The organism is Marinactinospora rubrisoli, assembly GCF_042664915.1.
Classification (GTDB): domain Bacteria; phylum Actinomycetota; class Actinomycetes; order Streptosporangiales; family Streptosporangiaceae; genus Marinitenerispora; species Marinitenerispora rubrisoli.
This window is the reverse complement of the sequence record NZ_JBHTBH010000001.1, coordinates 412,933-430,627: the sequence shown is the minus strand read 5'-3', so window position 1 is coordinate 430,627 and position 17,695 is coordinate 412,933. Positions and strand designations below refer to the sequence as shown.

Annotated in this window: 15 protein-coding genes; 6 read left to right on the top strand and 9 right to left on the bottom strand. The window is 73.5% G+C overall.

Annotated elements, in window-relative coordinates; genetic code table 11:
• Nucleotides 1-26: 26 nt before the first annotated feature.
• The 5 genes from ACFQRF_RS01990 to ACFQRF_RS01970 all read right to left on the bottom strand — a co-directional run bounded on the left by ACFQRF_RS01990 (nt 27) and on the right by ACFQRF_RS01970 (nt 5,685).
• Complete coding sequence (locus ACFQRF_RS01990; protein WP_379868286.1) at nt 27-902, bottom strand: sugar phosphate isomerase/epimerase family protein; 876 nt, start codon at nt 900-902, stop codon at nt 27-29.
• 54 nt (nt 903-956) lie between these two features.
• Nucleotides 957-1,967 (bottom strand): Gfo/Idh/MocA family protein, encoded by a 1,011-nt coding sequence (locus ACFQRF_RS01985; RefSeq protein ID WP_379868284.1) that lies wholly within the window; start codon nt 1,965-1,967, stop codon nt 957-959.
• A gap of 144 nt (nt 1,968-2,111) precedes the next feature.
• Nucleotides 2,112-3,197: an ROK family glucokinase gene (locus ACFQRF_RS01980; RefSeq protein WP_379868282.1), complete on the bottom strand. Its 1,086-nt coding sequence runs from the start codon at nt 3,195-3,197 to the stop codon at nt 2,112-2,114.
• A 34-nt stretch (nt 3,198-3,231) separates the two neighbouring features.
• Nucleotides 3,232-4,182 (bottom strand): hypothetical protein, encoded by a 951-nt coding sequence (locus ACFQRF_RS01975; protein WP_379868280.1) that lies wholly within the window; start codon nt 4,180-4,182, stop codon nt 3,232-3,234.
• A 225-nt stretch (nt 4,183-4,407) separates the two neighbouring features.
• Entirely contained in the window at nt 4,408-5,685 is a 1,278-nt protein-coding gene (locus tag ACFQRF_RS01970) for a KamA family radical SAM protein (protein ID WP_379869002.1), read from the bottom strand.
• A 538-nt stretch (nt 5,686-6,223) separates the two neighbouring features.
• On the opposite strand from ACFQRF_RS01970, the gene plsX reads away from it, so the two are divergent.
• Nucleotides 6,224-7,315 carry a phosphate acyltransferase PlsX gene (gene plsX, locus ACFQRF_RS01965; RefSeq protein WP_379868278.1) on the top strand — a complete coding sequence of 364 codons (1,092 nt, stop codon included), beginning with the start codon at nt 6,224-6,226 and terminating at the stop codon, nt 7,313-7,315.
• Nucleotides 7,316-7,648: 333 nt separating this feature from the next.
• A complete protein-coding gene (gene argS, locus ACFQRF_RS01960; protein WP_379868276.1) occupies nt 7,649-9,382 on the top strand; it encodes an arginine--tRNA ligase in 1,734 nt (577 codons plus the stop codon).
• Between the two features lie 10 nt (nt 9,383-9,392).
• Here the strand turns inward: argS and ACFQRF_RS01955 are convergent, their stop codons facing one another.
• Nucleotides 9,393-10,094 (bottom strand): hypothetical protein, encoded by a 702-nt coding sequence (locus tag ACFQRF_RS01955; protein ID WP_379868275.1) that lies wholly within the window; start codon nt 10,092-10,094, stop codon nt 9,393-9,395.
• 384 nt (nt 10,095-10,478) lie between these two features.
• Between ACFQRF_RS01955 and ACFQRF_RS01950 the strand changes: the two genes are divergently transcribed.
• A complete protein-coding gene (locus ACFQRF_RS01950) occupies nt 10,479-11,093 on the top strand; it encodes a YceI family protein (RefSeq protein ID WP_379868273.1) in 615 nt (204 codons plus the stop codon).
• 17 nt (nt 11,094-11,110) lie between these two features.
• On the opposite strand, the gene ACFQRF_RS01945 is transcribed toward ACFQRF_RS01950, so the two are convergent.
• Both ACFQRF_RS01945 and ACFQRF_RS01940 read right to left on the bottom strand, forming a co-directional pair.
• Nucleotides 11,111-12,019: a ribokinase gene (locus ACFQRF_RS01945; protein WP_379868271.1), complete on the bottom strand. Its 909-nt coding sequence runs from the start codon at nt 12,017-12,019 to the stop codon at nt 11,111-11,113.
• 68 nt (nt 12,020-12,087) lie between these two features.
• A complete protein-coding gene (locus tag ACFQRF_RS01940) occupies nt 12,088-12,876 on the bottom strand; it encodes an exodeoxyribonuclease III (RefSeq protein ID WP_379868270.1) in 789 nt (262 codons plus the stop codon).
• Nucleotides 12,877-13,750: 874 nt separating this feature from the next.
• Here ACFQRF_RS01940 and ACFQRF_RS01935 point away from each other — a divergent pair.
• The 3 genes from ACFQRF_RS01935 (at nt 13,751) to ACFQRF_RS01925 (ending at nt 16,702) form a co-directional block, all read left to right on the top strand.
• A complete protein-coding gene (locus tag ACFQRF_RS01935; protein ID WP_379868268.1) occupies nt 13,751-14,482 on the top strand; it encodes a response regulator transcription factor in 732 nt (243 codons plus the stop codon).
• The gene (locus ACFQRF_RS01930; protein ID WP_379868267.1) at nt 14,483-15,886 is read left to right on the top strand and encodes a sensor histidine kinase; all 1,404 of its coding nucleotides are present in this window, start codon (nt 14,483-14,485) and stop codon (nt 15,884-15,886) included. It begins immediately after the preceding gene.
• Nucleotides 15,887-16,072: 186 nt separating this feature from the next.
• A complete protein-coding gene (locus ACFQRF_RS01925; RefSeq protein ID WP_379868265.1) occupies nt 16,073-16,702 on the top strand; it encodes a hypothetical protein in 630 nt (209 codons plus the stop codon).
• 558 nt (nt 16,703-17,260) lie between these two features.
• On the opposite strand, the gene ACFQRF_RS01920 is transcribed toward ACFQRF_RS01925, so the two are convergent.
• Nucleotides 17,261-17,575 (bottom strand): hypothetical protein, encoded by a 315-nt coding sequence (locus tag ACFQRF_RS01920; RefSeq protein ID WP_379868264.1) that lies wholly within the window; start codon nt 17,573-17,575, stop codon nt 17,261-17,263.
• Nucleotides 17,576-17,695: the final 120 nt, after the last annotated feature.

Genomic DNA, 17,695 nt, shown 5'->3' with positions numbered 1-17,695 from the left:
CTCGTCTCCGCCAATCCGTTCCTGTGTCACCGTCGTCCCAGGTGTTCCCGGAGGAAGTCCACGCTGGCGCGCACGTCGGCCAGCGGTCCCTCGTCCTCGGGGGCGGCGGGCAGCATCACGTCCTGTTCCAGCACGTACCAGCCGGTGTAGCGGGCCGCCGCCAGGTCGCCGAGGATGCCCGCGATGTCGGCGTCGCCGCGGCCGAGCGGCCGGAAGAGGCCACGGGCCACGGCGGTGCTGTACGGCAGCGCACCGGCCAGGACGCGCTCGGCGAGGGCACCGTCGACGTCCTTGAGGTGGGTGTGCGCGACGCGTCCGGCGGCCTCGCGGCTGAGCGTCCGGGGGTCGGTGCCGCCCACCAGCAGGTGCCCGGTGTCCAGGCAGAGCGGGACGCCGCTGCCGGACAGGATCCGGTCGACGTCGGCCCGCGTCTCGACCAGGGTGCCGACGTGCGGGTGCAGGACCGCGGTCATCCCGCGCCCGGCGGCGTGCGCGGCGAGGCGGTCCAGGTTGCCGAGGAGCACGGACCACTGGCCGGCGTCCAGTTCGGGGCGGCCGTCATATCCGGACCGGCCGGTGGCCGCGGCGAGGACCAGGAGTTCCGCGCCGGCCGCGCGGAATCCGTCGATGGCGCGGTCGACGTCCGGCAGCGGGTCCACGGCGGCCTCGTGCAGGACGGCGGGGACGAAGCCGCCGACCGCCGCCAGCCCGTGCTCGGCGAGCACCTTCGCCTTGGCGGCCGGCGGGTCCGGGAGGAACCCGTCGGGGCCGAACTCCGTCGCGGTGAGGCCGGCGGCGCGCATCTGCGGCAGCACGACCTCGGGCGCGAGCTGGTGTCCCCAGCCGGGGACCTCACAGACCCCCCACGAGATGGGGGCGCCGGCGATACGGGGACTGGTCATCGGGGCGGCTCCTCCGGCGATCGGGACGGTGGTGGGGATCGGGGGCGGCCGGGGTCACGGCACCGGCGCGACCTCCGCCACTCTGACCGGGCGGCGCTCGCGCATGGAGCGGTCGGCCGCCTCGGCGGCCAGCACGGCGGCCAGGGCATCGGCGACGGTGCACGGACTGGGGGCGGCGCCCGCCCCCATCCGGAAGAACGCGGAGAGTTCCGCCTGGTAGGCCGGGGAGAACCGGGACCAGAAGTCGGGGTGCGGCAGTCCTTCGGGGAAGGCGACGCCCGGCTCCGCGGAGCCGGCCGCGGTGCGGTCGTCGAGCCCGACCACCACGGTGCCCCTGGTGCCGGCGATCTCCATGCGGACGTCGTAGCCGGCGCCGTTGTACCGGGAGCCCTGGAGGGTGACCAGGGTGTCGTCGTCCAGCCGCAGCAGGGCGGCGGAGTTGTCGACGTCGCCGGCCTCGGCGAAGAAGGCGGCGCCCCGGTTGCTGCCGATGGCGAACACCTCGACGATCTCGCGGCCGGTGACCCAGCGGACGATGTCGAAGTCGTGCACGTGGCAGTCACGGAAGATGCCGCCCGAGGCCGGGATGTAGGAGGCGTGCGGGGGCTCGGGGTCGGCGGTGATGGCGTGCACCCGGTGCACCTCGCCGATCTCGCCGTCGTGGACGGCTTGGCGGGCGCGCTGGTACCCGGCGTCGAACCGCCGCTGGAAGCCGATGTGCACGTCGGCTCCGGTGCGTTCCACCTCGGCCAGCACCGCCAGGGTGCCGGGGACGTCGGGGGCCACCGGTTTTTCGCAGAACACCGGGAGGCCGGCCCGCGCGCCCGCGATGATGAGCTCGGGGTGCGCGCTGGTGGCGGCGGCGATGACGAGGGCGTCCACGGTGCCGGGAACGAAGAGTTCGGTGACGTCGCCGGCGGCCCGGACCCCGAGCCGGGCGGCCACCTGGCGGGCCCGCTCGGCGTCCGCGTCCGCCAGGATCACCTCGGTGGCCTCGGGATGCGCCGCGAGCGCGGCCGCGTGCGCGGCTCCGATCCTGCCGGTTCCGACCAGGCCGATCCGCATGTCTCTCCTCCGCAGGTCCGCACGTCGCGCACGCCCGAGTGTTCCGTGCGTCACATCTGCGGAACTTTCTACGTCGCCGCACCGGTTCGCGTCAAGATTTTGTCCGGACATTAAGATGAAGCGACCACCGTGCCGTGGAGCGGGTCACCCGCGCCCATCGAACCCGCCGCGCCGGGTGGCCGCACGGCCGGTGCCGCGGCGCAGCCGGGTCTGGCGGCGGCCCTGCCGCCAGCGTGGCAGGGTGTCGCGCGCGAGGTCGGCCGCACCGATCAGCCCGGCCTCGTTGCCGAGCGCGGCGGCGACGATCCGCGCCTCCGGCCGGTATCCCCGCCCGGTCAGGTTGCGGCGGAAGGCACGGCGGGCGGGGCCGAGCAGCAGGTCCCCGGCTTCGGAGACGCCGCCGCCGATGATGAACAACTCGGGATCGAAGGCGGCGGCCAGGTTGGCCAGGCCGATGCCGAGCCAGGTCCCGGCGTCCTCCAGCAGTTCCACGCAGGCGCGGTCGCCGGCGCGGGCCAGTTCACTGACCAGTGGCCCGGTGATCCGCGACGGGTCGGCGCCGACCTCGTGCACCAGGCCCCGCGCCACCGGCGAGTCGGCGGCGACCAGTTCGCGCGCGTCACGGGTCACCGCGTTTCCGCTCGCGTACTGTTCCCAGCAGCCGCGGTTGCCGCACTCGCAGCGGTGCCCGTTGGGCACCACCGTCATGTGCCCGAACTCGCCGACCAGCCCGTACCGGCCGCGGTGCAGCCGGCCATCGATGACCACCGCCCCGCCGATGCCGGTCCCGAGGTTGACCACCACGACGTTGTCGGAGTGCCGGCCGGCGCCCACGCACACCTCGGCCCAGGCGGAGGCGTTGGCGTCGTTCTCGACCACCACCGGCAGCCCGAGCCGCTCCTTGAGCGCATCGCGCAGCGGCTCGTTCCGCCAGGCCAGGTGGGGCGCGAAGAGCACGTTCGCGCGCTGTTCGTCGACGAATCCGGCGGCGCCGACGCCGACCGCGTTGACGACGTGGTCGCCGCGGAGCCTTTCCACGACCCAGGCGATGGTGTCCTCCACCACTTTGGGGCTCTTGCTGCGGTCCGGGGTCTCGGTCCGCAGCCGGGAGAGCACCCGCCCGGCCGGGGTGACGACGCCGGCCGCCACCTTGGTGCCGCCGATGTCGATCCCGATGGTGAGTCCGCGCTGGTGGCGGCCGGCCTGCCGGGAAAAAGCGGAAAGTTCCATAGCTGCGTCACCCTATTCGACCGGTTCGCCCGACTTATCGGCGAGGCCCGCGAACCGCAGTGGCCCCGCCCGGCCGCGCGGAGGAGCCCGCGCGGAAGGTGTTCCGCTCCGCGGCGGCGGGGCCGGCGTCGGTTGAAGGCTCCGCGGGGTCCGCCGCCGCGCCCTGGCCGTCGCCGGCCTGCGGACCCGGCAGCCGCCGCGGTGGTGCGGGCGGGTCGACGGGCCGCTCCAGGATGAGGTCGTGCCGGCCGGCGATGATCTCCTGGACCCGGATCTTCGCCCGGATGATCGGGCGGCGCAGGCGGCGGTCCCGCCGCAGCGCGAGGTCCAGCTTGCGGGAACCGGCGGGATAGTGCCAGCGTGCCCACGGCGAGCCGGGAACCGCGAGCCGGATCGCCGCGATCACGGAGATGGCCGGCACGAAGACGCCGGTGATCCCGGTCCAGATCTTGCCCTTGAGCAGGCTGACCACGGATCCGGCCAGGTTGACCAGCACCATGAGCACCAGGCCGGAGTGCACCAGCCAGCTCTCGGGGTCGGGGCCGCGCAGTTCGCTCCAGCCGAACGGCCGGATGCCGGTGAGCAGCAGCCCGGTCAGCGCGATCGCCACGAACACCGCGTCGACGGAGGCGCGCCCCTGCTCGGTCCAGTAGACGTCGCGCAGATGCAGGATCAGCGCGAACTCGTCCAGCACCAGGGCCGCCCCGAACCCGAACGTCGCGGCGGCGATGACGATGGCCGGCCCCTCGCGCTCCGTGATGAGCAGCCCCGCGACGCCGCCGAGCAGCATGAAGGCCACCCCGAACACGACGTGGTGGATGTGCAGCCCGCCCGGGCGGACGTTGCCGGGCCACCAACGGACCTGCGCGCGGATCATCCGCACGCTCACCCGGATGAGCAGGAATCCGGCCACGAACGCGACGAAGAAGCTGAACAGGGGCAGCCGGCCGGTCTGCACGACGTGCGTGACGAACCACTCAGCCATAGGCGTCTCTTCCCGCACCGCGCCCGCAGGCGCGGTGCCTTGCCGATCGCGCGGCACCGGAGGAGCCCGGGCGCGGTGCCGCCGATTATCCCGCTTCGTGCTCCGCGGCGGCTCAGGGTGACGCCCTCCGGCGCCGGGCGGCGCGCGGCCGGGACGGCCGACGGCACGGCCGGCCGTTCGGGGGCGCCCGCGGGGCTGCACGCCCCCGGACGCCCCCGACCCAGGCTAGGCGCCGGCGACGAGTGCCGCGGGATCGTCGGGCGGGGCCGCCTCGTAGGGGAACCGGGCGGCGCCGAGGGCGGGTTCCAGATCGAACAGCCAGACGGCCGACTCGTCGTACCGGGCGAAGAACGGCCGGCCCACCAGGTCGGGGTTGCGCGCCTGGATGAATCGCAGCACGAACACCTTCTCGCCGGCGATCTCCGCGATCCCGTCGACGCACACCTTGCCGGGGGTGGCCGACATCGACGGTCCGCGCACGGTGCGGGCCAGACCTGACACGTTCTGGTAAGCGCCGCGGAAGATCTCGTACGCGCGGGCGAGCGGCACCGCGAAGTAGTCCTGCGGCCCGGTGTCCCGCTCGACGAACATGTAGTAGGGCACCATGCCGTGCCGCACGTGCGTGCGCCACATGCTCTCCCATGTGGCGGAGTCGTCGTTGATCGTGCGGATCAGCGGCGCCTGCGTGCGGATGACCGCGCCGGTGCCGCGGATGCGCCGCACCGCCTCCTGCACGAGCGGCGGGGCCATCTCGTTCGGATGGGAGAAGTGCGCCATGAACGCCAGGTTCTTGCCGGAGGCGACGACCTTCTCGAAGAGCCGGAGGGTGTCATCGGCGTCCGGGTCGGTGACGAAGCGCTGCGGCCAGTAGGCGAGCGCCTTGGTGCCGATGCGGATCGACTCCAGCGTCTCCACCTTGAGCAGCGGCTCGATGTAGCGCGAGATCACCCCTTCGCCCATGATCATCGGGTCGCCGCCGGTCAGCAGGACGCTGGTGACCTCCGGGTGGCGGTGCAGGTAGCCGACGAGCGCGTCGATGTCGTCGGTCGCCATCTTGAGGTCCGGCTCACCCACGAACTGCGCCCACCGGAAGCAGTACGTGCAGTAGGCATGGCACGTCTGGCCCTGCTTGGGGAAGAACAGCACCGTCTCGGGGTACTTGTGCTGCACACCGGACAGCGGCTCCTCGGCGCCGAGCTTGGGGATGTTGAGGGCGAGCTGCCCGGCGGGGTGCGGGTTCAGCCGGGCGCGGATCTCGTTGGCGGCCTGGTTGATCTCCTTGCGGGGGGCGTCCGCACGCAGCAGGTCGGCGATCCGGGCGACGTCCCGCTCGGGCAGCATGTCGGGCTGCGGGAAGGTCAGCCGGTAGATCGGATCGTCGGGCGCGGCCGACCAGTCGATCAGCTCGTCGACGACGTAGCTGTTGACCCGGAACGGAAGCACCGTCGCGACCGCGCGGACCGCGAGCCGCTCATGCTCGTCGAGTCCGGCCCGGCCGGCCAGCTCGTCCAGGTGTTTCGTCGTGTAGGCCCGGAACCGACGTCCTGCGGACGGGGACAGTGCCGCCTCGTGCGTCAGGCTCACGCGTCTCCTTTCCTCCAACCATGGGGGGCGGACGGCTCAGAAGCACGCCGCCGAGCACCCCATTCGGGGACATATGAGGATGGAACAGTTGGCATGCCTGAGAAAGTGATCTTTCACCCGGCTAGCCGACGGATGTACCCGATCTTGCCGTTTTCACCCCCACCTTCCGAGAAATCCCATTCTGACCTGCTATTTTGGCAAGTATCACGATTGCCCGCACCGGGCGCCACCCCCGACCGGCCGGTCCTGCGGCACCACGTCGCCGGGAACCGCCGCCGCTCGCCGCGTGGAGGCGCGCTCCGCTCCGATCGGAGCTACCCTCCGCAGCCGGGGAACGACGAGCCCACGGCCGGCGACGCGCCCCGAGACGGATCCGCCTTCGCCCCGGACGACACTGGGAACGCCACGCCGCCGCGTGCCGCCCGTCCCGACGACCGCCCTTCGAGCGAGGAGCCCGATGACCAGCGCACTTTCCACGAGGCGGAGCACCCCGCCCACGGGCACCGGCCACGTGATCGCCGTCGACGCCATGGGCGGCGACCACGCGCCGCGCGAGATCGTCCGGGGGGCGGTCCGCGCCGTCCGCACGCACGGACTGCACCTGGTGCTGGTCGGGCGGACCGCAGAGCTGACGGGGCTGCTGGCCGAGGAGGGCGCGGCCGGCGAGATCCCGGTGGTGCACGCCGACGACACGCTGGCCATGCACGAGGGCGCGCTCGCGAGCTGGCGGCGACCGCGCTCCAGCGTCGCGGTCGCCTGCAAGCTGATCCGGCAGGGCGACGCCGCCGCGCTCGTCTCCGCGGGCTCCACGGGCGGCGTGGTCGCCACCTCGACCGTCCGGCTGCGCACCCAGCCCGGCGTGCTGCGCCCGGCGCTCGCCGTCCTGTTCCCCACCCTCCCGACCCCCACGGTGCTGCTGGATGCCGGGGCGAACGCCGACGCCAAGCCCGAGATGCTGGTGCAGTTCGCCCATCTGGGGGCCGCCTACGCGCAGACGGCGCACGGCGTCGCCGAGCCGCGGGTGGGCATCCTCACGATCGGGTCGGAACCCGGCAAGGGCAACAAGCTGGCCCGCCGCGCGGCCGAACTTCTCACGGCCGCGGCCGACACCTCGCCGCGGCTGGACTTCCGCGGCAACATCGAGGGCCACGACCTGCTGGCCGGCCTGGTGGACGTCGTGGTCACCGACGGTTTCACCGGCAACGTCGCCCTCAAGTCGGTCGAGGGAGCGGTGCGGTTCGCGCTGGAGGAGGTCCGCACCGCGCTCACCTCCAGCCCGGTGGCGCGAGCCGGCGCCCTCCTGCAGCGCCGGCAACTGCGCGGGTTGCGGGAGCGCGTGGACAGCGAGACCTACGGCGGCGCGGTGCTGCTGGGCCTGAACGGCACGGTGGTGATCGCGCACGGGGCCAGCCACGCCCAGGGGATCGAGCGGGCGTGTCTGCTCGCCCACGAACTCGTCACCGGCCGCATCATCGACCAGGTGCGCCGCCGGGTCGCCACCACCACCCGCGCACCGGCGTGGCTGCGGTTGTCCCCGAACGAGGAGTGACGGAGCGGCGAGCCGTCGAGTTTCCGGAGCCGTCGACGACGACTGCCGAAGGCCACCCGCGTCGGCGGCGGAGGAAGACGAGACGGCGAGCGCGACCAGAAACACCAAGCGGCGAACCGTCGAGCTTCCCGAACCACCGACGCCCACCACCGAAGGCCACCCGCGTCGACGGCGGAGAAAAGCACGACGGCAAGCGCCACCAGAAGCTCCCCGGGACGTCCCTCCCCCGGCACGGCACCGCTCCTCCCGGTCCGGCGGGCGGGGGCGCCCGGCGGACCGGGCAGGTTCCGGTGCCGACCACCGGGACCTGCGGACCTCGGTAGGCTCTTCGGTATGGCCGACCCGCAGGAAACACTCTCGCGACGGGTCCAGTCCGCCCTCGCCGCCGCGTTCGGCGCCGAGTACGCCGAGACCGACCCCGTCATCCGCCCATCGCAGTTCGCCGACTTCCAGGCCAACGCCGCGCTCGCCCTCGCCAAGCGCCTCCGCCGCAAGCCGCGCGAGGTCGCGACCGAGATCGTCGCGCACCTGGACGCCGACGACGTGGTCGGCGAGATCGAGATCAGCGGCCCCGGCTTCGTCAACCTCACCCTGCGGGACGACTGGATCGCCCGCGAGGCGCAGTCGCTGCTCACCGATCCCCGGCTGGGCGTGCCGGAGCAGCCGCGGCAGAACATCCCGCTCGACTACTCCGCGCCCAACGTCGCCAAGGAGATGCACGTCGGGCACCTGCGCACCACGGTGGTCGGGGACGCGCTGGCCCGCACGCTGGAGTTCCTCGGCCACAACGTGATCCGGCAGAACCACATCGGCGACTGGGGCACGCCGTTCGGCATGCTCATCGAGCATCTGCTGGAGGTGGGCGAGGACTCCCCCGAGGCGGAGCTGCTGGAGAGCGACCCGAACGCGTTCTACCAGGCCGCCCGTGCCAAGTTCGACTCCTCCGAGGAGTTCGCCGACCGCTCCCGCCGGCGGGTCGTGGCCCTGCAGAGCGGGGATCCCGCAACGCTCAAGCTGTGGCATGAACTGGTGGACCTGTCCAAGGTCTACTTCAACCGCGTGTACGACACGCTCGACGTCACGCTCACCGACGAGCACCTCGCCGGCGAGAGCATGTACAACGACCAGCTCGCCGCCATCTGCGCGGAACTGGAGGAGCGCGGCATCGCACAGATCAGCGACGGCGCGCTGTGCGTGTTCCTCGACGGCTTCACCGGCCGCGAGGGCAAGCCGGTCCCGCTGATCATCCGCAAGAGCGACGGTGGCTACGGCTACGGCACCACGGACCTCGCCACCATCCGGTACCGGGTGGAGCATCTCAAGGCCGACCGGATCCTCTACGTCATCGGCGCGCCGCAGCACCTGCACCTGCAGATGATCTACGAGACGGCCCGTACGGCGGGCTGGCTGCCGGACGGCGTGACCCCGGTCCACGTCCAGATCGGCAACGTGCTCGGCACCGACGGCAAGATCCTGCGCACCCGCAGCGGCGAGTCGATCCGGCTCATGGCACTGCTGGACGAGGCCGTGGAGCGCGCCACCAAGGTCGTCGCGCAGACCCGGCCGGACCTGGACGACGCCACCCGCGCGGCGATCGCGCGCGACGTGGGGATCGGCGCGGTGAAGTACGCCGACCTGTCGGTCTCGCACGACTCCGAGTACGTGTTCGACTTCGACCGGATGCTCGCGCTGAGCGGCAACACCGGCCCCTACCTGCAGTACGCCGCGGCGCGGATCCGCTCGATCTTCCGCAAGGGCGGTCTGTCGCCGGACCAGGCGGCCGGTCCCGTCGTGGTGACCGAGGCCGCGGAGCGCACCCTGGCGCTGACGCTCCTGGGCTTCGGGCCGGTGGTCGCGCAGGTCGGCGACACCCTGGAGCCGCACCGGCTCTGCGGGTACCTGTTCGGGCTCGCCCAGGCGTTCACGGCGTTCTACGAGAACTGCCCGGTGCTCAAGGCCGAGGATCCGGCGGTCCGCGAGTCGCGGCTGGCGTTGACGGCCGCCACGCTGCGGGTGCTCGTGCAGGGGCTGGCCCTGCTGGGCGTCCGCGCGCCGGAGCAGATGTAGCCGGGCCGGATCAGCGGGACGGAGCGGCGGGTCCGGACGGGTCCGCCGTCGCACCGTTGGGCGTAGGTTCCCCAGCGGCCTCCGGCTCCTCCGGTGCCGGAGACGAGGACGGAGACGGAGTCGGCTCGCTCGTGGGCGGCCCGGCATCCTCGTACGCCGTGGCGGTCCGCGCGTCATCGCGCGGCCGGCCGCCGCGGTCGTCGTCCTCGTCCGGGTCGGACGGTTCCGCGGACGGTTCCGGCTCGGGCGTCGGCGGTGCTGACGGCGTCGGCGGGGGCGTGGGCCGGGACGGCGGGGCCTGGGGTGGCGGCGGTGCGTCCGGCGCCGGGTCGTCGGCCCGGCCAGGGCCCGAATCGCCGTCCGCGCCGCCCGGATCGGCCGCACGGTCGTCCTCGGGTTCGGTGGAGCCGCCGGAGTCGGTGGCGGACGGCGCCAGTCCCGCGCTGCCCACCGCGGGCGACTCGACGGACGGCCGCGGGCCGACGGAGGGACGCGGTTCGGCGGAGCCGGTCGTGGTTCCGCCCGGGTCCGGGGCCTCGTCCACTCGGACCTCTGCCGGGGTGTCGCCGAAGTTCACCGCGACGACGGCCACGGCCGCGGCGGCGAGTCCACCGGCCAGCGCGCCGGCGGCCAGCCGCAGCCGTCTGCGGCGTCGCGCCAGTCGGCGGCGGGCGCTGCGGCTCAGTTGCTCGACCCGTGGATCACCGGTCATTGCGATCGTCCCGTCCCTGATGGGGGACCGCGCCGCCGGCTCCGGCGCTGGGCTCCTGGGACGGCGGCGCGGTGCTGTCTGCCACCCACCACGGTAGATAGACGATTTGCCCGTTTTGTCACCTGCGTGACGTTGCCGGGCGGCCGACACCGCCCTCGGCGCGGATCCCGGACCGCCAATGTGACAAAGCCGACAAATCATCGAGGGCCGATCGGCCCTGGTAACGGCGCCCCCATCCGGAAACACCGTGACCGGCGGGGATACGGCCACGCCGGAGTGGCCGTATCCGGCCGCTGCCGGGATCGGTCACCCCGGTGCGGCCGCATCCCCTCGCCGTCTCACGACATTAGGGTGGCGAGGCTGTCAATCAAGGAGAAACACGACATGCGACCCGCCATGGAGAACGACGGTGCCAGAGGGCCCGCCCCGGGCACCTGGTACCTCGATCCGCTGCACTCCAGCCTGATCTTCGTCGCCCGTTACCTGCGGTACGGACGGGTGCAGGGAACGTTCGGCGACGCCTCGGGCGTGGCCATGGTGACCGAGGACCCGACGGACTCCAAGGTCGACGTCACGATCCAGGCCGCCAGCCTGAACACCGGAGTCACCGCGCGTGATGACCACCTGCGCTCCGCCGACTTCCTCGACGTCGAGCGATACCCGGAGCTGCGCTTCGTCAGCACCGGGATCGAGCCGACCCGGCGCGGGCACGGCTCGTTCCTGCTGCACGGCGACCTGACGATCCACGGCACGACCCGCCCGGTCACCCTGGACGGCAGATGGGTCGGCGAGGCGCCCGACTACGTCAACCCCGACCAGGGCTACGGGCACTTCTTCGCCGCCACCACCGAGCTCCGGCTCGCCGACTTCGGCGTCGGTGACGGCGGTGCGGTGCCGTGGGGCGGCCGCCTGGTCGGCGACACCGTCGACGTGGTGCTGGAGGTCCGGCTGCAGAACCTGGACCCCCTGCCGTTCCTCCGTGAGATCGGGCACGTCTGACCCGATCCGGCCGGTGGTCAGCCGGCCAGCACCGCGTCGATCTCCGCCCGGGCCGGCATCGACGTGCTCGCCCCGTGCCGCTGCACGGCGAGCGACGCCGCGGCGGCGGCGAAGCGGGACGCCTGCTCGGGATCGCGTCCCTCGGCCCGGGCGACCGCGAACGCACCGCAGAACGTGTCGCCGGCGGCGGTGGTGTCCACCGTGGCGACCTGGCGGGCCGGCACCCGGACCGGCGCCGACCCTCGGGCGCCGTACAGCGATCCGGCCTCGCCCAGGGTGACGACGACCTCGGGAACCCGGGCCAGCAGCGCGGTCAGCGCCTCCTCCGGGTCCTGCCGGCCGGTGAGCGCGGCGGCCTCGTGCTGGTTGGGGACGAGCAGGTCCACGTTGTCGAGCAGTTCGTCCGGCAGCGGCTGCGCCGGCGCCGGGGTCAGAACGGTCGGCACGCCGGCGGCCCGGCCGGCGCGGGCCGCGGCGATGACCCCCTCCATGGGGAGTTCCAGCTGGAGCAGCAGCGCGGCGCTGCCCTCCAGCAATTGGACGTCGTCGTCCTCCAGGCCGGTGACGGTGCCGTTCGCGCCCGGGATCACGATGATGGAGTTGCCGCCGTCGCCCTCCACGACGATGTGCGCCACTCCCGACGCGCCGTTCGCCATCCGCAGCCCCGACACCTCGATCCCGTTCTCCACCAGGGTGGTGCGCAGTTGGGTGCCGAAGGCGTCGTCTCCCACGGCGCCGAGGAAGGCGACGTCCCCGCCGGCCCGCGCGGCCGCGAGCGCCTGGTTCGCGCCTTTGCCGCCGGGGACCTGACGGAACTCGGTGCCGGTGACGGTCTCGCCACGGGACGGCGCGGTGCCGACGTAGGCGACGAGATCCATGTTGATGCTGCCGAAGACCGCGATCCGCGGTGCCGATGCTGGAGTCACGAGGAGTACGTTATCCGGGACCGGCACCGGTGAGCCCGGCCCCCCGGATCCGCGGGATCCGCGGTGGCCTAGGCGAGTTCGACGATCACCGGCGCGTGGTCGGAGGCGCCCTTGCCCTTGCGCTCGTCCCGGTCGATCCGGGCCCCGCTCACCCGCGCGGCCAGCGCGGGGGACGCCAGCAGGAAGTCGATCCGCATCCCTTTGCGCTTGGGAAACGACAGCCCCTTGTAGTCCCAGTACGTGTAGACGCCGGGGCCGGGGGCGTGCGGGCGGACGACGTCGGTGTAGCCGGCCTCGACCACGGCGCGGAAGGCGTCGCGCTCCAGCTTGGTCACGTGCGTCTTGCCCTCGAACTCGGCCATGTCCCACACGTCGCCGTCCTCGGGGGCGACGTTCCAGTCGCCGCACAGCGCGATCTGCGCACCGGGGTCCTCGGCGAGCCAGTCGCGGGCAGCGGCGCGCAGTTGCTCCAGCCACTCCAGCTTGTAGACGTAGTGGGGGTCGTCGACCTCACGGCCGTTGGGGACGTAGAGGCTCCACACCCGCACGCCGCCGCAGGTGGCGCCGATGGCGCGGGCCTCCGCGGCGGCGGGGTCGCCCCACCCCGGCTGGCCGGGGAACGCGACCTGCACATCGGTCAGGCCCACCCGCGAGGCGACGGCGACACCGTTCCACTGCGACAGGCCGTGGTGGGCGACCTCGTAGCCGAGGCCGGTGAACACCGACTCGGGGAACTGGTCGTCGCGGCATTTGGTCTCCTGGATCGCGACGACGTCGACATCGGCGCGTTCCAGCCAGGCCGCGATCCGGTCGCCGCGGGCCCGGACGCTGTTCACGTTCCACGTCGCTACTCGCACATCCGCCAGGCTAACCGCCCGCGCCGGGCGATGGGGACGTTCTCCGGCCACCCGTGGCGGGTGGCCTCCGGAGGCACCCGGTTCCCGTGACGCGGGACCGGCGTCCCCGTTCGGCGGCACGCGAACGGGCGGCTCCGAAGAGCCCTTGGCGCGGCCGTCCTCCGCGCCAAGGGCCCGTACACGACTCACGGCACGGTCGGCTCGACGATCCGACACGGTGGTCGCTCCCGTTAGATGACCACACCCGACCCGTGGTTCACATGTTTTCCCCAAAATTCGCCGCATCGCGACCTGCGGCGCGGTGCCGGAGGCCGGTCCGGCGGCGGGCGGCGCCGTCCACGAGAGCGCCGCCGGCGGCCGGTCACGGGCGGTCTCAGCCATTTCCCAGCCGATACCGGGCGACATCTCAGGATCGCGGGCTTTGCTGGGGTGCGCAGGTGCACAGGCCGCGCTGACCGCGTCACCAGCGAATCGTGTTCCCTGCCGCCGGCGGACCGCGCCGCTCTCCGCGAACCGCACCGCCGCCGTGCCGATCCGGGAGTTCGTCCGGTTGCCCCGGGCCGTGCGGCGGGCGGCGGACGAGCGCGCGACGTGCCGGGCCCGCGCGGGGCGCCGGTCTGCCGGTCGCGGGGCACACGGCCCGCTGGTGGCGGCGCGCGGCCGGCGCGTCGGCGCCCCCACCGTCCCGGCGCCGTGAACGCGCATTCGGACGCGCCGGACGCGCGGGCACGGGCGCTGCCTGCGGCATCATGGGGCTGGGGCGTGCCGGGACGGGGACTCCGCGAGGACCAACGGCCCCACGGCGCCCCAGGACCGGACCGCGGGCCAAGGCCGTCGCCGGCCGGCCCCGCCCCCGACCTCGCGAGGTGATTCGATGACGGAGACCGCGACGCCGCCCCACGTGCTCGTGATCGACGACGAGCCCAACATCCGGGATCTCGTGCAGGCGGCCCTGCGCTTCCACGGGTTCGGCGTCAGCACCGCGCAGAGCGGCAGCGAGGGCCTGGCCGCCGCCCGGTCCCGGCGGCCCGACCTGATCGTGCTCGACGTCCTGCTGCCCGACATCAGCGGGTTCGACGTGTGCCGTCAGCTTCGCGAGGGCGGCGACGACGTTCCGGTCATCTACCTCACCGCGCGCGACACTCCGTCCGACACGGTCACCGGGCTCTCGCTCGGCGGCGACGACTACGTCACCAAACCGTTCTCGGTGGAGGCGCTGGTCGCCCGGATCCGCGCGCTGCTGCGCCGGGCGCGCCGCCAGGAGACGCCGCCGGCCACCGCCGACGGCCAGGCGGAGGACGGCGTGCTGCGCTTCGCCGACCTGGAGCTGGACGAGCGCAGTTGGACGGTGCGCCGCGCCGGGGAACCCCTGGAGCTGTCGCCCACCGAGTTCCGGCTGCTCGCCTACCTCATGAACAACGCCGGTCAGGTCCTCACCCGCGCCCAGCTGCTGGAGAACGTGTGGGGGTGGGACTACGCCGGCCAGTCGCAGATCGTCGAGACCTACGTCAGCTACCTGCGCCGCAAACTCGACCCGCTGGGCCCGCCGCTGATCCACACCCAGCGGGGCGTCGGCTACGCGCTGCGCTCGCAGGACCCGGCGTAGATGCCGCACGGCAGACCGCTGCGGTCCCGGTTGCTGCTCGGGCTGCTCGGCGTGACCGCCGTCGGGTTGCTGGTCACCTGCGTGGTGGGGTTCCTGACGCTGCGCGCCTTCATCACCGAGCGCCTGGACGCGCAGCTGGTGCTGACCGCCGAGCGCGCCATGGTGCGGCTGGACAACGGGACGCCGCCGGTGGGCGTGGACGCGCCCAGCCCGTCGCCGTACTTCGTCCTGCTGCTCAACCCGGACACCGGCGAGGTCAACCAGATCTACGGCGACACGCTCCGTGAGGACATCGTGCTGGAGCGGATCGCGTCGATCCCGCTGGAGCGGCTGCGCGAGTACGGCCGGGACGAGCGCATCTTCGAGCTGGACGGCGGCGACTCCGGCGTCCCGCCGCACCGGGCCACCGTCCGGCTGCGGGCCGACGCGGTGATGATCAGCGGCGTGCCCACCGAGGACCGCGCGGCGTACCCGTGGCAGCTCGTCCTCACCCAGCTCATCACCGCCGGCCTGCTATTGGCCGGCCTCACCTGGGCCGGGCGCTGGCTGATCGTCCGCGGACTGGCGCCGCTGGACCGCATGGCGACGACCGCCAACCAGATCAGCACCGGCTCCGACCTCGCCGACCGGATGCCGGACGCCGAGCCCTACAGCGAGGTGGGACGGCTCGGCATGGCGATCAACACGATGCTGGCGCGGATCGAGCAGTCCTTCCGTGCCCAGCGGGCCTCGGAGGAGCGGGTGCGGGCGTTCGCGGCCGACGCGTCGCACGAGCTGCGCACCCCGCTCACCACCATCCGCGGCTACGCCGAGTTGTACCGCCAGGGCGCCATCCCACCGGAGGAGCTGCCCGGGGCGATGCGGCGGATCGAGAACGAGGCGGAGCGGATGAGCCGGCTCGTGGCGGAGCTGCTGGAGCTGGCCCGGCTGGACCGTACCGGGTCGCTGCAACTGGGCACCGGGGACCTCGCCGTCATGGTGCGGGACATGGTGGCCGACGCCCGGGCGCTGGAGCCGGAGCGGCCGATCGAGCTGACCATCCCCGACTCCCTGGCGGCCGAGGTGGACGAGACACGGTTCCGGCAGGTGCTCGCGAACCTGCTCGGCAACGTCCGGGAGCACACCCCGAAGCAGACCCCGGTCCGGGTGCGGCTGGCCGCGGCGGACGGGATGGCGGTGCTGGAGGTCGCCGACGAGGGACCCGGGATGGCGGCCGAGGACGTGCGGCGCGCCTTCGACCGGTTCTACCGGGGCACCCGGGAACCGGGCGGCGGGAGCGGTCTCGGGCTGGCCATTGTGCAGGCGATCGCGACCGCCCACGGCGGCGACGTGCTGCTGACCTCCCGCCCGCGCGACGGAGTCCGGGTCCGCGTCCGAATCCCCCTGCGCGCGGCGCCGCCCTGATCGGGCCGCACCGCCCGGCCGGCCGGGCGCCCTGGCCGGCCGGACGAACGCCGGAAACCCCCACAGAGCGGTTGTTTGACACGGGCGACCGCGACTAGTATTCGGGCGTCCCTCTCGGCCACCCGCCGCTTCGCCCGCCACTCAGCCGGGCCGGCCCGTGGCCTCTCTCTCGACGAGGAGACCCTCGTGCAGCCCAATCCCCCGGCCGGTGCGTCCTCCTCCGGGGACGCCGCGGAGCAGGACACCTCGACCCCGAGCCCCGATGGCACCGGCGCGCCGACCGCCCCGAGCGGCGCTCCCTCGGCACCGGAATCGCCGGTCTCCCGTGACGTGCCGCGCGGCGCCGAGATCCCGCCGGGCCCCGGCGCTGGCACGGCCGGCCGCCGTCGGCGGGCCGTCCTCGGCCTGGCCGGCGGACTGCTCGCCTGCGGCCTCGTCTACGGCGCCCTGGTGATCGGTGAGAGCCTCGGCGGCGCCGAGGAGACGCCGGATCAGCTCACCTCCTCGACGACCGAACGGCAGCCCGCCCCCTCGCCGTCGCCGAGCGCGTCGGCCCAGCCGTCCCCGGCCGCGAGCCCCGAGCCGCCCGACGCCGAGCCGACGCGCACCGGATCCGCCACCACCACGAGCGAGACCCTAGCCCCGTCCCCCTCCCCGGAACCACCGGCGCAGGAGGACACCTCCGGCGACGGCGAACAGCAGGACGAGACGGCCGAGGAGGTCCCGTGGCCGTTCGACCCGAACGACCCGGAGTACCGCGAACGGCTGGAAGAGGCCTGGGAGGAGTACCTGCGCGAGAACGGCGGCACGCCCTAGGTCGGTTGTCCGGGGAGGTCGGTGACGCGGCCGACCGGGGTGGGGCCGCTGATTCCGGTGCGCGGCCGGTGGTGGTCGTACCGGTCCGGCCGGCGGGGAACGCGGCCCGGCGTGCGGATTCCGAGGTGCGGGGCTGATGGTCGGCCCCTTCGTCCAGCGGGGTGCGGCCGAAGCGTTCGGTCTTGCCGCTGGCCTGGAGCCGGTCGGCGCGAGTCCGGCGAAAGCCGTTGCGGCCGTTCGCCCCCGCTGATGACCGGTCCGCGCCCCCGCACGAGCGGCCGTCCCCGCACCCGGCCCGGCCGGCTGCTCGGCGACACGGCGGAATCCACCGCGAGGGCGACCACCGGCCAGCCCCGGGGGCTGCGCCGCGCGATCCGCGCCCGGCGTTCTCAGGACCAGGAGAAATCGGCCTTACGGTCGCCGACCGAAGCGCGGAGCGGTTCGGCCGTCGGCAGCGTCGGGAGCGTCCGGTGGAAGCACGGCCCCCGGCGGAACGTGGGTACCGGCGCTCCTTCACGAGGCTCCACGGGCATCCCTGGACCTCGGACCGCTTCCCCCTCAGATCCAGCCGTGCTCGGCGGTGCACGGCGGTGACGAGGAGGAAGGTGACCGTGTTGAGCAGCGCATGGAGGACGATGGCGGTCTCGATGCCGCATGTGCGCCACGTGATGCGCGAACGCCGTATTCCTCTCCGGCGGCCTGCAGCGGCGTCAGCAGAAGGGTGGTGGCGAGGATGGCGACCAGGTCGGCGATGGGCCGGTAGGTCTGCTGGGCGGGCATCGCGACGTTCATGACGATCGTGGCGATCAGCCGGACGGGGCCGATGAGCAGGAGCGCCCTGCCGAACACGCCGAACCGGAAGCCCGACACCACCGAGTGCGGTGAGGCCCCCGCACGCCGTAGAGCCACCGTTGGATGAGCATGCTCCATGAGATGAGCAGGGCGGGCCCGAACATGGTCCCGCCGGACCGGCCGGTGCGTGCGGCGGCGTCC

What these genes read in the sequence shown, in the direction of transcription:
- argS (WP_379868276.1), top strand. Translation starts at nt 7,649, where the DNA reads ATGGCCGACCCGCAGGAAACACTCTCGCGACGGGTCCAGTCCGCCCTC.
- ACFQRF_RS01955 (WP_379868275.1), bottom strand. Translation starts at nt 10,094, where the DNA reads ATGACCGGTGATCCACGGGTCGAGCAACTGAGCCGCAGCGCCCGCCGC.
- ACFQRF_RS01950 (WP_379868273.1), top strand. Translation starts at nt 10,479, where the DNA reads ATGCGACCCGCCATGGAGAACGACGGTGCCAGAGGGCCCGCCCCGGGC.
- ACFQRF_RS01980 (WP_379868282.1), bottom strand. Translation starts at nt 3,197, where the DNA reads ATGGAACTTTCCGCTTTTTCCCGGCAGGCCGGCCGCCACCAGCGCGGA.
- ACFQRF_RS01935 (WP_379868268.1), top strand. Translation starts at nt 13,751, where the DNA reads ATGACGGAGACCGCGACGCCGCCCCACGTGCTCGTGATCGACGACGAG.
- ACFQRF_RS01985 (WP_379868284.1), bottom strand. Translation starts at nt 1,967, where the DNA reads ATGCGGATCGGCCTGGTCGGAACCGGCAGGATCGGAGCCGCGCACGCG.
- ACFQRF_RS01975 (WP_379868280.1), bottom strand. Translation starts at nt 4,182, where the DNA reads ATGGCTGAGTGGTTCGTCACGCACGTCGTGCAGACCGGCCGGCTGCCC.
- ACFQRF_RS01990 (WP_379868286.1), bottom strand. Translation starts at nt 902, where the DNA reads ATGACCAGTCCCCGTATCGCCGGCGCCCCCATCTCGTGGGGGGTCTGT.
- plsX (WP_379868278.1), top strand. Translation starts at nt 6,224, where the DNA reads ATGACCAGCGCACTTTCCACGAGGCGGAGCACCCCGCCCACGGGCACC.
- ACFQRF_RS01930 (WP_379868267.1), top strand. Translation starts at nt 14,483, where the DNA reads ATGCCGCACGGCAGACCGCTGCGGTCCCGGTTGCTGCTCGGGCTGCTC.